11 protein-coding genes and 1 rRNA gene are annotated in these 14723 nt (G+C 44.1%); 6 read left to right on the forward strand and 6 right to left on the reverse strand.

The features are described 5' to 3' along the window. The first annotated feature begins 11 nt into the window (after positions 1-11). From M2470_RS06240 to M2470_RS06260, 5 genes are all read left to right on the forward strand, one after another. The gene (locus M2470_RS06240; protein ID WP_280744179.1) at positions 12-1469 is read left to right on the forward strand and encodes a glycoside hydrolase family 125 protein; all 1458 of its coding nucleotides are present in this window, start codon (positions 12-14) and stop codon (positions 1467-1469) included. 43 nt (positions 1470-1512) lie between these two features. After that, on the forward strand, positions 1513-2421 hold the full coding sequence (locus M2470_RS06245) for a DMT family transporter (protein WP_280744180.1): 909 nt from the start codon (positions 1513-1515) through the stop codon (positions 2419-2421). A 74-nt stretch (positions 2422-2495) separates the two neighbouring features. Then, on the forward strand, positions 2496-4838 hold the full coding sequence (locus M2470_RS06250; RefSeq protein WP_280744181.1) for an alpha-L-arabinofuranosidase C-terminal domain-containing protein: 2343 nt from the start codon (positions 2496-2498) through the stop codon (positions 4836-4838). 122 nt (positions 4839-4960) lie between these two features. Continuing rightward, positions 4961-8758 (forward strand): family 43 glycosylhydrolase, encoded by a 3798-nt coding sequence (locus M2470_RS06255; RefSeq protein ID WP_280744182.1) that lies wholly within the window; start codon positions 4961-4963, stop codon positions 8756-8758. Then, positions 8759-9625: a patatin-like phospholipase family protein gene (locus M2470_RS06260; protein WP_280744183.1), complete on the forward strand. Its 867-nt coding sequence runs from the start codon at positions 8759-8761 to the stop codon at positions 9623-9625. It begins immediately after the preceding gene. On the opposite strand, the gene cls is transcribed toward M2470_RS06260, so the two are convergent. From cls to M2470_RS06290, 6 genes are all read right to left on the reverse strand, one after another. Next, positions 9615-11045 carry a cardiolipin synthase gene (gene cls, locus M2470_RS06265; protein WP_280744184.1) on the reverse strand — a complete coding sequence of 477 codons (1431 nt, stop codon included), beginning with the start codon at positions 11043-11045 and terminating at the stop codon, positions 9615-9617. The two genes, M2470_RS06260 and cls, sit on opposite strands and share 11 nt — an antisense overlap. Before the next feature lie 15 nt (positions 11046-11060). Further along, positions 11061-11285 (reverse strand): hypothetical protein, encoded by a 225-nt coding sequence (locus M2470_RS06270; RefSeq protein ID WP_280744185.1) that lies wholly within the window; start codon positions 11283-11285, stop codon positions 11061-11063. Positions 11286-11444: 159 nt separating this feature from the next. Further along, positions 11445-11960 carry a hypothetical protein gene (locus tag M2470_RS06275; protein WP_280744186.1) on the reverse strand — a complete coding sequence of 172 codons (516 nt, stop codon included), beginning with the start codon at positions 11958-11960 and terminating at the stop codon, positions 11445-11447. After that, positions 11957-12337: a GntR family transcriptional regulator gene (locus tag M2470_RS06280; protein WP_280744187.1), complete on the reverse strand. Its 381-nt coding sequence runs from the start codon at positions 12335-12337 to the stop codon at positions 11957-11959. Before M2470_RS06280 ends, M2470_RS06275 begins: the two co-directional genes overlap by 4 nt. After that, complete coding sequence (locus M2470_RS06285) at positions 12334-13047, reverse strand: hypothetical protein (protein WP_280744188.1); 714 nt, start codon at positions 13045-13047, stop codon at positions 12334-12336. Before M2470_RS06285 ends, M2470_RS06280 begins: the two co-directional genes overlap by 4 nt. A gap of 13 nt (positions 13048-13060) precedes the next feature. Further along, a complete protein-coding gene (locus tag M2470_RS06290; RefSeq protein WP_280744189.1) occupies positions 13061-13894 on the reverse strand; it encodes an ABC transporter ATP-binding protein in 834 nt (277 codons plus the stop codon). A gap of 746 nt (positions 13895-14640) precedes the next feature. Here M2470_RS06290 and M2470_RS06295 point away from each other — a divergent pair. Beyond that, positions 14641-14723, forward strand: a 16S ribosomal RNA gene (locus tag M2470_RS06295); the annotation flags it as partial.

A 14723-nucleotide genomic window follows, 5' to 3' on the forward strand; every position in this document is an offset into this window, starting at 1 on the left:
CATTATATACTATGACGACAAGACGTAATTTCCTGAAAACAGGAACTCTATCCCTTGCGGGATTATTAGTTGGTGAAAATGTTTACTCAGTATCAGGAAACAAAGAATATGCCTCCGTAGCTGCTGCAGCAAACAATCTGGTAAGTAAACGCCCGGCTCCGGGAGAGCGAAAGTTTACTTCAAAAATAGTTGAAGAAACGATTGCCGCATACAAAAAACGCATCAAAGATCCGAAACTCGCCTGGATGTTTGAAAACTGTTATCCGAATACTTTAGATACAACTTGTGAATATTCCCTTAAGAATGGACGACATGACTCGTTTATCATTACAGGAGATATTCATGCCATGTGGCTACGTGACTCTTCTGCCCAAGTGTATCCGTATGTAGTATTGGCAAAAAAGGAGAAAGCATTGCAAAATATGTTGGCTGGTGTTATCAATCGCCAGACCGATTGTATTCTGATTGATCCCTATGCTAATGGCTTTAATGATGGTCCTCTTGGTAGTGAGTGGGAAAGCGATCATACGGCCATGAAGAAAGAACTGCATGAGCGTAAGTGGGAAATCGACTCACTGTGCTATCCGGTTCGCCTGGCTTATCATTATTGGAAAGAAACAGGTGATACATCTGTATTCGATAATAGATGGGTATTGGCTATAGAAACAATCCTGAAAACGTTTAAAGAGCAGCAGCGGAAAGATAGCTTAGGTCCGTATAGATTTTCTCGTACCACCAATCGCCAGGGTGATACCTTGCTGAATGACGGTTGGGGAAGCCCGGTTAATCCGGTAGGGCTGATCGTATCTTCGTTCCGTCCGTCTGATGACGCCACTTTGTTCGGTTTCCTTATCCCCTCTAACTTATTTGCTGTTACTTCGCTTCGCCAGGCGGCAGAAATGCTTCGTAAGATAAAGAACAATACCGATTTAGCAGGTCGCTGTGAAGCTTTGGCTACTGAAGTAGAAGCTGCCATTAAAAAGTACGGAATTGTAGAGCGTGAAGGATTCGGAAAAGTGTATGCCTTTGAAGTAGATGGTTTTGGCAATTATGTTTGCATGGACGATGCTAATGTGCCGAGCTTGCTGGCGCTGCCTTTCCTGGGCTGTGTAGACGTGAACGATCCGGTGTATCAGAATACCCGTCGTTTGGTATTAAGTAGCTCTAATCCATACTTCTACAAAGGGAAAGCTGCTGAAGGTATCGGAGGCCCGCATATCGGTTTCGACTATATTTGGCCGATGAGCATCATCATGCGTGCCACTACATCTACTAGCGAAGAAGAAATACGCTATTGTATCCAGACACTTCGTGATACGGATGGCGGAACAGGCTTTATGCACGAATCATTCCACAAAGACGATCCAACCAACTTCACCCGCAAATGGTTTGCCTGGGCAAATACTCTGTTTGGTGAATTGATTATCAAGTTGATAGACGAAGGAAAACTGAAAGAATTCTTTAATTAAAAGTGATAGTCCGAACCTGTTGAGGGTTCGGACTTCTTACTAAATGAAAAACGACACATCCTACCATTTGTTGGCGTTATTTACCTCTATTGTTTGGGGGACGACATTTGTTTCTACTAAGGTTTTGATTAATCATGGGCTGACTCCGGCCGGTATTTTTTTCTATCGTTTTTTATTGGCGTATTTTCTGATATGGCTTTTTTCGCCGAAGAAGCTATGGGCAGATACGAAAAGGGATGAGTTGCTGTTTTTCTGTTCCGGGATAACAGGAGGTTCCCTTTATTTTCTTGCCGAGAATACGGCTTTGGGGATTACATTGGCTTCAAACGTATCTCTTATTATTTGTACGGCTCCTCTGATTACCGGGTTTTTGTCTCATTTGTTGATTAAGGGAGAGCGTTTGAAGAAGCGTTTGATTTATGGTTCTCTGCTGGCGTTGACGGGGATTGCTTTTGTGGTGTTTAATGGTAATTTTATTTTGAAAATCAGTCCTTTGGGAGATATCCTAACTATTATTGCGGCTGTTATGTGGGCCTTTTATAATATTATTCTCAAGCAATTAGATAGCCGTTATCCGATACTGTTTATTACCCGGAAAGTTTTCTTTTACGGGCTTCTTACCATGTTACCAGTCTTTTGGTTTTCGCCTCTTACGACAGATAGAGCTATTCTTTTTCAGCCGATTGTGATTAGTAACCTGGTTTTTCTAGGGGTGGTGGCCTCTATGTTGTGTTTCATTTTTTGGAATATGGCTGTCAAGCATTTAGGAGCTATCCGTACCTCTGTTTACATTTATTTTATACCTGTTGTTACGCTTATTACATCGGCTATCATGATAGACGAAACAATAACTCCTATAGCATTAGTCGGGGCGGCGCTGATATTAGCTGGTGTCTATTTAGCAGAAAGAGGCTTTCCTGTCTTTCGAAAATCAAACATTAATAGGGGATAAAACATATATTTTTATCGATAAGTGTAATTTTGTCAATAATATTTATTACTTTTCGGGGCTTAATTACACTTATCATGAGAAACACTGTATTTATCATCATTTCCCTGCTTCTGACAAGTAGTCTTTTCGGGCAGGACAAATTGCAAACCCGTATACACATAGACGCGGGTGAACAGATCGCAACCGTTAGCAAACTCTTTAACGGGACTAATATCGAAGACCTCAACAACCAGACAAACGGAGGAATGTTCAGCCAACTAATCCATGGCGAAGCCTTTGAAGAAAACGTAGATGTAGACTTCCTCAATCTGGATAAGAGCGACTATTCCAAGATTTACATTATGCTGGATGAAAGGAGAATACCACACCTTATTACGCAAACCGACATTTATTCGCGCGTAAACTGGAACAATCTTTCGGAAAAGTATGATTTCCACTCCAAGGACATCTATAATACACGTCCTTTCCGCGAGCCCCGGGTGATTTCGGGATGGAGCTTCCCAGGGCGTTTCTTAGTGTATGATTCCCTGCCTCCGGCTATTCAGAAAACGATGTTGGAACGCATCAACGGAAACGAGCAGATCAGCAAATACTGGAGCAAGCTAACAAGCGGAAGCCCTCAATACAAATACGAACTGAGACGTGATGGACAGGCCTATATAGGACGTCAGTCTCAGCTAATCAGCTTTACAGGCGGAAGCGGAGAAGTAGGGATCACCAATCACGGCCTATACCGGATGGGGATTCGTTTTGATGCGGGGAAGCCTTATGACGGTATCCTTCGGGTAAAAGCGGAAAAAGCTGTTACACTCTACCTTTCTCTGCGGGATGAAAAAGGAGCTGTTCTGGCAGAAAAACCTTATCAACTGAAAGGGAATGGAAGCTATGAAAAGATTGACTTTGAGTTGATTCCAAACAAAAATACGATCAACGGAAGCTTTGGCATTGCCTTGAAAAACCCGGGAGAAGTAAGCCTGGGATTTGCCTTCCTGCAGCCCGGAGAGTGGGGTAGGGTAAACGGTTTCCCTATTCGGAAAATGTTTACAGATGCCCTTCAGAAACAAGGTATTACCGCTTTTCGCTACAATGGGTCGATGGTGGATGTAGGGGCTGATACCTATCTCTATCGTTGGAAAAAGATGATTGGGCCGGTTGACGAACGGAGAGTCACCTTCCGTAGCGGTTTCAACCCCTATGCTACTCATAGCTTTGGCTTTATAGAGATGCTGCAAGCTGCCGAGTCCATCAATGCTATTGCTATTATCGGTATGAGCATGGATGAAACATACGAAGATATCCGCGATTTCGTGGAGTATGTAAATGGCTCTACTTCATCTAAATGGGGAGCTTTGCGTGCCAAACACGGACATCCGGAGCCTTACAACTTGAAATACATACAGGTGGACAACGAACGCCCCATCACGCGCGGATATGTAGAGTGCATGAAAAAGTTTGCAGAAGCTGCTTGGGAAGTCGACTCGAATATGTCTATCATGACCTCTCTTAATATTGGTGGAAGTGGCTATAAAAGAGGAGGTTCGGAATATCAAAAGCAACGTATACAGCAGCTTGAAAAACAAGTTGCCGAAGCGAAACAACAAAGTATATCCCCTTGGGAATTAGATAGATTGCAGCAGCAGTTGGAAGACGCTAAGCAGCAGTTGGGAGAAGATTACAAACTGGCTTCCGAACTGGCCGGTTGGTTTATCAGCAAAGGAAAAGGCGATAAACTGGCTTGGGATCCGCATTATTCCGGAGCCCTTCTGTTTGCTGATAGGGGGGATGCTTTCCTGAACGAAATGGGTATTAATTTGCAAGCCGAACTGGCGAAAGATCATCCCGGGTTCAAGCTCAATTTGCATCCGATGGAAGAAAACGGCAGCCGCTGCGACTGGGACAGGGGACTGGCTCATGCCCACAACTGGAATACCTTGCAACGCTACGGAGATTGCTTCCAAATGCTAGGGACAGCCAATACCTTCCAGCCTCATAATATGCACTATATGTGGGATCAGGGACGCATCCACTACACGGCAGATACCATCTGGTTCCAGCCCTCGGCACATATCGACGAGATGATGATGAAGACCTGGAAGCCCTATGTAGTTAAGGCTGTTTCGGACAATGACACCATCCTGGACGTAACTGCCAAGATCAATGAGGCTAAGACAGAAATGACGATCTATATTGCCAACCTGTCCGACCAACCTCAGGAGGCCATCCTCAATATAGACAACTTCCGCTTCAATACACGCGCGGAGGTGCAAACCATAGGCGGTTGCGAGTTGACGGAATTTAATACGTATGAGAATATGAACAATGTAGTATTCAAGCCTTCGCGGGCTACAATCTCTCGCAAAGGTACCCGCTACACATTCCCGAAATACTCTTATACAGTTATCACATTAAAACGATAGATTATCGTCCCACATATGTTGAACATAAGTTCTACAACTGTTGAACATGAATTCAACAACTGTAGAACACGTGTTCTACAATTGTGGGACTTCATTCACTTTTATAAAAACCTCATACATCCATGAAGAAACAGCAGATACTATTTCTGATCCTTTTATTAGGTTTGTCTAGCTACCTTTCGGCTGCAGTATATCCTAAAGTTATAATGAAAGGGGATTACCCCGATCCGTCGATCATTCGTGATGGGAAGGATTATTACATGACGCACTCTTCGTTCTACTATCTGCCCGGCTTGCAGATCTGGCATTCGCAGGATCTGACCAACTGGGAATCAATAGGCTATGCCATAACTACGAATGTGGGCTCTGTCTTTGCCCCCGACCTGGTGAAGCATAACGGAAGGTATTATATCTATTTTCCGGCAGGAGAGACCAACTGGGTTGTCTGGGCAGACGATATCCGGGGCAAGTGGAGCAAACCCATTGATTTGAAGATAAAAGGAATAGATCCTGGCCACGTCGTTGGGGAAGATGGTAAGCGCTATTTGTATCTGAATGAAGGGATCATGGTGCAACTTTCGGACGATGGACTCTCTATCGTTGGGAAGCCCGAAAAGCTGTACGATGGCTGGGTGTATCCCGAACATTGGGATACGGAATGTATGTGTCTGGAGTCGCCTAAACTGATCCGCAAAGACGGCTATTTTTATATGATTTCCGCAGAAGGTGGAACGGCGGGACCGGCTACGAGCCACATGGTGGTAGCTGCTCGCTCCAAAAGCGTCCGGGGGCCTTGGGAGAACTCTCCTTATAACCCTATCGTTCATACATATAGTGACGGTGAGCGTTGGTGGTCTAAAGGGCATGGTACGTTGATTGATGATGTAGATGGGAACTGGTGGATGGTGTATCATGCATACGAGAAGGGGTATCATACCTTGGGTAGGCAAACGCTGATTGAGCCTATGCAATGGCTGGATGATGGGTGGTTTCGCTCGCGCAAAATTATGGAGGCTGTACGTCCCAATACTTCCCTTGCAGATAAGGCAAAACCCAGTCTCTACTGGAGTTCCTGGAAGGAATATAATGCGCAATATGCCTGGAAAGATGGTAAGTTGTCTATGCGTGGGAAAGGGGCTTCTCCCAAGAATGCGAGCTTGCAATTGGCTATCGTTCCGGACAAGAATTATGAGGCTCAGGTAGAGGTAACGCTCGGTAGAGGGGCAGTAGGTGGTTTATTGCTGTTTTATAATGAAGTAGCTTTTGCCGGGATATCGTCTGACGGTAAAAGTATTACGCTTTATGAGGATGCGAACAAGCAGTCAAAGGTGGCAAATTCGCTGGGGAATCACTTTTATCTGAAGATCGTTAATCGTCGCAATGTCTGTTCGTTACAGATCAGTCGTGATGGCTCCGAATGGGAAACAATAAAAGATCAGTTAGACGTATCAGGCCTGCATCATAATAATCATGGAGGCTTCTATTCCTTGCGCCTGGGGCTGATGGCAGCAGGTAGCGGCGAGGTGCGTTTTGAGAACTTTACATACAACTTGCTGCCGGGTCGTTTGTTTGCCTACAGCACAGATGAGAACAACAATAAGAACGGTTTACACCTCTCCTGGAGCGAGGATGGAAAGGAATGGAACAAGATAGGTCCGGAATTTAGTTTCCTGCGCTCGGATTATGGCAACTGGGGCACCGAAAAGCGGCTGATCAACCCCTTGACTTTCAAAGGAGAAGATGGCCTATACCATTGCCTGTGGATGCTCAATGAGTGCAACGAAGCCATAGGACATGCAAGTACCAGAGACTTTGTACATTGGTCCAGACAAGCATACCCCTCCAAAGGCGACAAATACTACGAACTATATCAGGAAAAGGCTGCTCCGATGACCAAATTAGTCAATCTGGAGCGGGGCACCTATTTGGATGTATCCCTGGATTTTATCGATAATATACGGGCGGAAGTTGGCCGGAAAGAAGAAAGAGAAAGCCACTATTGGATGAAGGAAGAGGTTCTTACAGGCAAACTGAAAGAAACAATTCGGGCTGAGATATCTTTGATCCCTGAACAAAGCAAGAAAATAAGCGACAATCTGATGGGTATTTTCTATGAAGACCTGAACTATGCCGCCGACGGAGGCTTGTATGCCGAGCTGGTGCAAAACCGGGATTTTGAGTATTCGCCGGAGGATGTAGCCGGAAATAACAAGAACTGGAATGCCTTTACAAGCTGGGAGTTACAGACCGGAGCGAAAGGCAAAGCTACGTTTACGATTGACACTGTACAGCCGATACACCCCAACAATCCACACTATGCCGTATTGGACATAAAGCATGCCGGGAAAGGAATTGCCTTTGTAAATGAAGGCTTTGACGGTATCGTGCTTAAAGCTGGCGAATCTTACAATTTCTCTCTCTTTGCCAAGGGGAAAACAGGGAAGCTAAGCGTTCAGTTGCTGGGTAAAAACGGAGAAATCTTTGCCGAAGCTCAAATTGATAATCTGACGGCTGAGTGGAAGAAATATACAGGTGTATTGACTTCAAACCAGGATGTTAGCGATGCCCGTCTGGCTGTTCGTATCTATAAAAAAGGGAGTGTATCATTGGATATGATCTCTCTTTTCCCGCAAAAGACATTCAAGAACCGTCCGAACGGCTTGCGAGCCGACTTGGCACAAACCATTGCCGACCTGAAACCGCGCTTTGTCCGTTTCCCGGGCGGCTGTCTGGCGCATGGCGATGGGCTGGGGAATATGTACCGCTGGAAGAATACCGTAGGCCCGCTGGAATCCCGCGTTCCGCAAGGAAACATCTGGCGCTACCATCAAACGGCTGGTTTGGGATACTTTGAGTTCTTCCAGTTTTGTGAAGACATAGGGGCAGAACCTGTCCCCGTAGTACCTGCCGGCGTGTGTTGCCAGAACTCCAGCTATAACGGGCAGAAAGGCCTCCCGATGTGTGAAATGCACGATTACGCGCAGGAGATACTCGACCTGATAGAATATGCAAACGGCCCCGCAAATAGCAAGTGGGGGAGGGTACGCGTCGAAGCAGGCCACCCCGAACCCTTTAACCTCAAATATGTAGGCATCGGCAACGAAGACCTGATCTCTGAGGTGTTTGAAGAGCGTTTTACCCTCTTATACAATGCCGTAAAGGCGAAGCATCCCGAGATTACGATCATCGGTACGGCAGGCCCTTTCAACGAGGGAACGGACTATGAAGAAGGCTGGGCGATTGCTGACAAACTGGGCGTTCCGGTGATGGATGAACATTACTATCAATCGCCGGGCTGGTTCATTAATAATCAAGACTTTTACGATTCGTATAACCGCCAAGGTGCTAAGGTGTACCTGGGCGAATATGCCGCCCACATCGAAGGCAGGCACAACAACATGGAAACCGCTTTGGCAGAGGCTATTTACCTGACTTCTTTAGAGCGCAATGCCGACATCGTAAGTATGGCCTCGTATGCTCCCTTGCTGGCCAAAGAGGGTCGTACTCAATGGAATCCGGATCTGATATACTTTACCAATGCGGAAGTGAAACCAACGGTAGGCTATTATGTGCAGCAATTATTTGGCGTACATACAGGAAATGAGTATATTCCCAGCTGGATTGATTTGACAGTAAAGGATACTGCCGTAGAAAGGCGAGTGGCTGCTTCTGTAGTCAGGGATATGTCATCGGGCGACCTGATTATCAAGTTGGTAAACCGCTTGCCGGTAGCTGTTCAGCCGTCTGTCAATCTGGGAGGCATCCCTGTTTCGGGCATGAAAGTGTCTAAAACAGTCTTGCAAGGAGCGCTGGATGATAAGACCGCTAAACCGCAAACGTCGGGATGCACTATAGAGGAAATGCAGACGTCTGTATTGCCTGCTTATTCCCTTACGGTTTACCGGATTAGTGAAAAATAAATGGATAAAGCAACGAATGAGAAATACACCTTAGGCCTCACCTTAAGTGGTGGTGGTGTCCGTGGATTTGTACATATAGCCGCCTTACAGGCTATGAATGAAAGGAATATTTATCCTGATATCCTATCGGGAACAAGCGCCGGTGCTTTAGCCGGCGCTTTCTATGCCGATGGCTACAGCCCCAAAGAGATCTATGCGATCTTTGAGAAAGTGAAATTCAGGGAATTTGCGGATACTTCCATTCCTCAAGGAGGCATTTTTAAAACTAATAAATTCAAATCTTTTCTGGAAAAATACCTTCACGCCCGAACGTTTGAAGAGCTGAAATACCCTTTGCGGGTAGTAGCATCAGATATCGAATACGGGGTCAAGCAGGTTTTCAGCAAAGGAGAGCTGATCCCGGCAGTGATCGCTTCCTGCTCCGTCCCCATTGTTTTTACACCCGTGGAGATTGATAATCACTATTTTGTAGACGGAGGCTTGTTTATGAACTTCCCGGTTTCCGTCATCCGTCAGGACTGCGAAAAGCTAATCGGAGTCAATGTCAGTCCCGTTACCCCCATGAAGTACGATAACTCCCTGAGGTATATGCTCGAACGTACCATGAATTACGTAGTAGGCTCTAATACAATGGCTGAACGAAGCCTATGCGATTTCCTGATCGAATCAAACGAAGTCTCCACCTATTCCATCTTCGATTTCAAACACGTATCCTATATCTACCAAAAAGGCTATGAAACCTCTACCACTTACTTAGATCAGCATCAGGAGGCTATCAAGAAAGAAATACAAGTAACTCCCTTGCCCCTGAAACGAAAAATAGCCTTGCTCTTCAAAGGCTTACGGAAGAAGAAATCTACAAAATAGGGGAGAAGAGGCGCATGATGGATTGGACGATCTTTTTCCACCAGGGGCGTTGGAGCCATTCTTCGAGGGTTACTTCTTTGCATTTTTTAAGGTCTTCCATGAATATGTTGTAGTTTTGGCGGGCGATGTCGGGGTCGTACATGTAGGTGTTTACCTCGAAGTTGATCTCCAGGCTGCGCAGGTCCATATTGGTTGAGCCGATTACGGAGAGGTAATCGTCTACTACCATCGTCTTGGCATGCAGGAAGGCGGCTTGGTATTCGTATATCTTTATGCCTGCCAGCAAGGATTCTTCGTAATAGGAGTGAACGGCTGGGTCCATGAAGAAGAGGTCGGCTTTGGAGGGCAGCATTACGCGCACATCCACACCGCTGAGCGCCGCAGCCTTTAGTGCTTGCATCAGCGAATCCGGTGGCAGGTAATAAGGGGTTTGGATATAGATGTACTTTCTGGCTCCGCTTACGAGGTGGCTCGAAGCCAGCAGCAAATAAGGCCAGGGCGAGTTGGGGGCTTCCGGTACTACTTGCATCAGGTTGGCTGAATACTCCTCGTAGTCGGGGAAGTAGTCTTCTACCTTCTCCGGGATGCCACCTCCCGATTCATACCAGATATGCAGGAAATTATATTGCAGGCCGTATACCCCTTTTCCTTTGATACGCAGGTGGGTATCCCGCCATTCGTAGGCATATTCGTCGCCGATATTCATGCCGCCGGTATAGCCTGTTTTCCCGTCAATAATCACAATTTTGCGATGATCCCGGTTGTTCAGTTTCCGCCTGATAAAGGGAAGCGAGCTTTTGCTGAAAGGCAGCACTTCTACTCCGGCCTCTTTCATCTTGTAAAAGAAGCTGGGGCTGACGTCTATATTGGCGATATTCTCATAAATAAAACGTACAATGACCCCCTCCCGGGCTTTTTTCATCAAGAGGTCGCGGATCATATACCCGGTTTTGTCTTTCCTGAACGAGAAATACTCGATATGGATATGATGCGTAGCTTTGTTGAGGTCGTCTATCAGAGCTTCAAACTTCTGCTTTCCGGTCGTTAGTATCTCTACCTTGCTGCCATACAGTACGTTTGAGTCGTTGCTTTGCCTGAGCAAGTCGGTCAGTCTGCGGTAAGAGGGCTCTATCTTTTCTCTGTGTGGATTCTCTGATAAGCGGATTTTGTCGGGCGCTTTTGCCACAAGTTCATCCCGAAAGATGTTGTAAATGAACGACGAATGCCTTCTCTTTCGTGGATTATACCCGAAGGCGTAATAGATAATAAGCCCCAAAGCTGGTATAGCCAGCAATACCAGTAGCCAGGACATTGTTTTGGTGGGATTAGTGTCTTCCGTAAGGATGGCGTAAAACGTACCTATAATCAATAATGCGTAAACAGAAGAAAGAATCCATACAATCAGCGATGTAGACTCCATATAAATTTTTGATAATTAAGGAATATATTTTAGATAAAACGTCCCTTTCACCGGCTCGGCATGTCCGGAACTTAAGAAGTAATTAGGCTGGCCTTGCGGGCCAACTTCTTTTGTTTCTTTGAATTTAGTTCCTACCGGGCTTATAGCATTCAAGATAGACAACTGTCCGTCCGGAGATTTACCCATTGTATTGTCGTTATTCCGCTTCACGGGATTATCGGGTGTAAAAAGAAATCCCATAACACGGTGTTATCGCTTCCTGTACCAGACAGATACATTCGCTCAGTCTGCTGCGCGAAGCAGGTAAAGGAAGTATAGAGCAAAAAGAGAATCAATCGTTTTTTCATTCCCAGATGAGTTAGTATTCATTTGGGAACGAAAATAGTGATTTTTTTATGTTTATTTCTGTAAAGATGCGTAATATTCAACAAATGCGTCTATCTTTTCCGTGAGTTCCGGTACGAAACTGTATCCGTCAGCCGACTCCTCTTCGCCATTATTCCATATCTCTGTTCCGTTCAGTATCACCTTTTTTACTAAATTACTTTTGATATGTAGCGTGAGTTTTTCGTTGGATGTTTCCTTCTGCGGTTTTCCGATAATCAGGGTTTTACCTTCTTCGCGAATGCTCGGAAGGTAGTTTTTCGTCCCCTTGTAATAGATAGAGGTATATTTGTTGAATATGGAGGTATTGTCGATTTTAATTTCAAAAGGCTCCGTCGTATCATCGAATTGTTCAATTTTCACATTTTCAGCACTTAATTCATTGTTTTCAATGATATAGATGTGATGTTTACTTCCCAATCCGGTCAGTTTTGTTTCTTTGGGCGTAAGGTAGAATATACCCATTATCACCAGAGGTGTGATAAACAGTATGCCAATGAAAATGAAGAATATGAGGTTACTACGTTTCATGATTTTAGTTGATTAGAAGTTGATAAATAGTTGTTATAGGCATTTGTCAGTTCCTGCATGCTGACGTCCAGAAGGATCATCTCTTTAAAGACAGAAGGAAGCACTTCGTCAATAAAGTGATTATGACGCATTTCCCTGATTTTATCTTTTGCAGCAGGCGAGATAAAGTACCCGATGCCCCGTTTGTTGTATATAATTTCTTTGTCTTGCAATTTCTCAAACGAACGCATCACGGTATTGGGGTTCACTTCCATCTCTACAGCCAGCTCCCTGACAGAGGGGATACGGTTGTCCGACTGGTATTCTCCGCTCAATACCCGATCGCAAATCTGGTCTGCGATCTGCATAAAAATGGATTGATTTGTATTATAGTTCATCGCAGTTCCTTTTCTTTAAGTTTTAAATATCCGATACATAGCATGATAACAGAGAATAGGATCATCAAAGGGGTATAAAGCGTGGCTCCAAACTCGAATGAATCAAATAGGAAAGAAGATTTGAAAAAGCCTTGATTATTGTCGTGAATCGCTTTTAAAATCCTGACATAAAACCCGGCAAAAACTGCGATATAGGTAGCCAATCCGGCAATGGCGATCAGGAAAGCATGCTTTCTGAATGTCATGTACGACAGGAAGATAAGGGATGTAAGAAAAAATATCCCACTTTCGCTACCATTCTTGAAAGTGATGTCTTTCAGTGTTATAATGGGTGCCTCCGGTGTGATCAACTTCCAGACTAATAGTCCACTATAAAAGATCACCAGGTAAGTAATAAAGAATATACAGCCTTCTATCAATAAGGTAAGATATTTCTCTAATGTGCTGGCCGGCAGTGTGTAGTAACGACTAATCGATTTATGTACTTTATTTCCCACGTGGCGGCAATAAAAGAGAAACGTAACAAGCCCTCCGAACACAAAAACTGCGGCCTGCTGCCCTACATCGGTAGTTTTTAGCTTTAAAATGAATATGATAAACAACCATACCAGCAATAATGCACCCATGCTGAACAGATAGTTTTTCCGATGTTCAATCCAATCTGCTTTTAGTAGTAATAAGATTCTATGTAAACTGAAATTAGTATCCATGATGTTCGTGTGTTTAGTGATTGATAATATCCTTGATCTTACTTCTGGAAGCAGAAGAGGTGGCAGCATTGAACAGCAATTCAAGCGAAACGATACTCTTTTCTGCTGTGTCATTAACTACTACGCCAACGGTTCCTGAAGGCGAAGGCTCGGAGTAGAAAGAAGCCTCTTCTGTCTCCACTTTGCGGAAGTCTAGTTTGCGGCTGATTTCATCCAGCGGTTTATTGAAAAGTATCTCTTTTCTGTCCAGGATAATGACTGAATCTATCAGGCTTTCCAAGTCGCGCACCTGATGGGTTGAGATGATAACAGTCTGTTCTTCTGAGATATGACTTGCCAGAAGCTTGCGGAAGATACTCTTAGAAGGTATGTCCAACCCATTGGTCGGCTCGTCCATCAGTAGGAGAGGGGTATTGGCCGATAACGCCAACATAATAGCAGCCTTTTTCTTTTGTCCGAGCGACATTTTGCGCAAAGGGGCCGTTAAGTCTATATCAAACGACTCCTTGCAGGCTTCGAATATTTCATTGCTAAACGTGGGGTAGAAGGGAGCAAACATCTTAATATATTCCTGTCCTGTTACATCCGGAAGGTTGATTTCTTCCGGCAATAAGAATATATTTTGAAGAAAATGCGCCTTGCGTTTCTCTGGCATCTCATTGAATACCAAACACTCGCCCTTATCCGGAAAAAGTAAACCACTCATTATATTAAGAAGTGTCGTTTTCCCTTCTCCGTTTTTGCCAAGCAATCCATAGATGTTACCCGGTTTAATCTCCAGGTTGATCTCCTGTAATACCGGTTTCTGCCTGCGGTATCCAAAACTTACATTCGTTAATTGAATCATATAGTTTAATTTATCAGTGTATTAGTTTAATAGTGCACGACAAATGTAGGGTGTTTTTTTAAATAACCAAGCGTGTTAAGCTATTTTAACTTATAATGATTGTCTATCAGAGTTATATTGTTGCTGGAAATACTTGGTGAAACAACAAAAAGAGTAGGATTACTGCCTGATTTTAAGCAAATAACGTCTTATTTTGTACGCTTATTTTTGGTTGCCGATATATATCGGCAAGCCTGCTGACAATTGTCGGCAGAATTGTTGATAGTTATCGGCAATATTGCCCATATATATCGGCAACAAATAAAATTCGATGTTTTTTTGAGGGTAAGCCGCTTTTAAAAAAGTTTGTTTTGATTGTTTGCGTAAGAAGTGCAGTTCATTTTTCCTTATAGATAATAATATGTACGCGCAACATTTTTCCGGTTGCATTTTTTCAGAAAAAAGTTGCAATAATATTTGGAATATGCGAAGTGTTGTTTTACCTTTGCACCCGCGTTCGAGAAAAACGAGCGTTAGAAAAGAAGAGTTCTTTGAAAGATTTACATAACGACTAAAGTAGTACAAGGGAAGCATTGAGGATGCTTTTATTGTGTATATACATTGTATATATAGAGTGATAGTTTCTTAATGTTTTTTATAGAATATGTAACAAGTGTATTAATTGACTTATACCGTTAATTTTTATATCAGATGTAACTACAATAATACGGTTCATGAGCTAAGGAAAAAAATAGAAAACAATTTTAACAACGAAGAGTTTGATCCTGGCTCAGGATGAACGCTAGCGACAGGCTTAACACATGCAAGTCGAGGGGCAGCGGGGGCTAGC

Origin of the sequence: Parabacteroides sp. PH5-46, assembly GCF_029892785.1 — a bacterium.
Classification (GTDB): Bacteria; Bacteroidota; Bacteroidia; order Bacteroidales; family Tannerellaceae; genus DFXE01.

Excerpts from the sequence above, each read along its gene's own strand:
- M2470_RS06280 (WP_280744187.1), bottom strand. The coding sequence starts at position 12,337 with ATGAACTATAATACAAATCAATCCATTTTTATGCAGATCGCAGACCAG.
- cls (WP_280744184.1), bottom strand. The coding sequence starts at position 11,045 with ATGGAGTCTACATCGCTGATTGTATGGATTCTTTCTTCTGTTTACGCA.
- M2470_RS06240 (WP_280744179.1), top strand. The coding sequence starts at position 12 with ATGACGACAAGACGTAATTTCCTGAAAACAGGAACTCTATCCCTTGCG.
- M2470_RS06270 (WP_280744185.1), bottom strand. The coding sequence starts at position 11,285 with ATGGGATTTCTTTTTACACCCGATAATCCCGTGAAGCGGAATAACGAC.
- M2470_RS06260 (WP_280744183.1), top strand. The coding sequence starts at position 8,759 with ATGGATAAAGCAACGAATGAGAAATACACCTTAGGCCTCACCTTAAGT.
- M2470_RS06285 (WP_280744188.1), bottom strand. The coding sequence starts at position 13,047 with ATGGATACTAATTTCAGTTTACATAGAATCTTATTACTACTAAAAGCA.
- M2470_RS06255 (WP_280744182.1), top strand. The coding sequence starts at position 4,961 with ATGAAGAAACAGCAGATACTATTTCTGATCCTTTTATTAGGTTTGTCT.
- M2470_RS06275 (WP_280744186.1), bottom strand. The coding sequence starts at position 11,960 with ATGAAACGTAGTAACCTCATATTCTTCATTTTCATTGGCATACTGTTT.
- M2470_RS06290 (WP_280744189.1), bottom strand. The coding sequence starts at position 13,894 with ATGATTCAATTAACGAATGTAAGTTTTGGATACCGCAGGCAGAAACCG.
- M2470_RS06250 (WP_280744181.1), top strand. The coding sequence starts at position 2,496 with ATGAGAAACACTGTATTTATCATCATTTCCCTGCTTCTGACAAGTAGT.
- M2470_RS06245 (WP_280744180.1), top strand. The coding sequence starts at position 1,513 with ATGAAAAACGACACATCCTACCATTTGTTGGCGTTATTTACCTCTATT.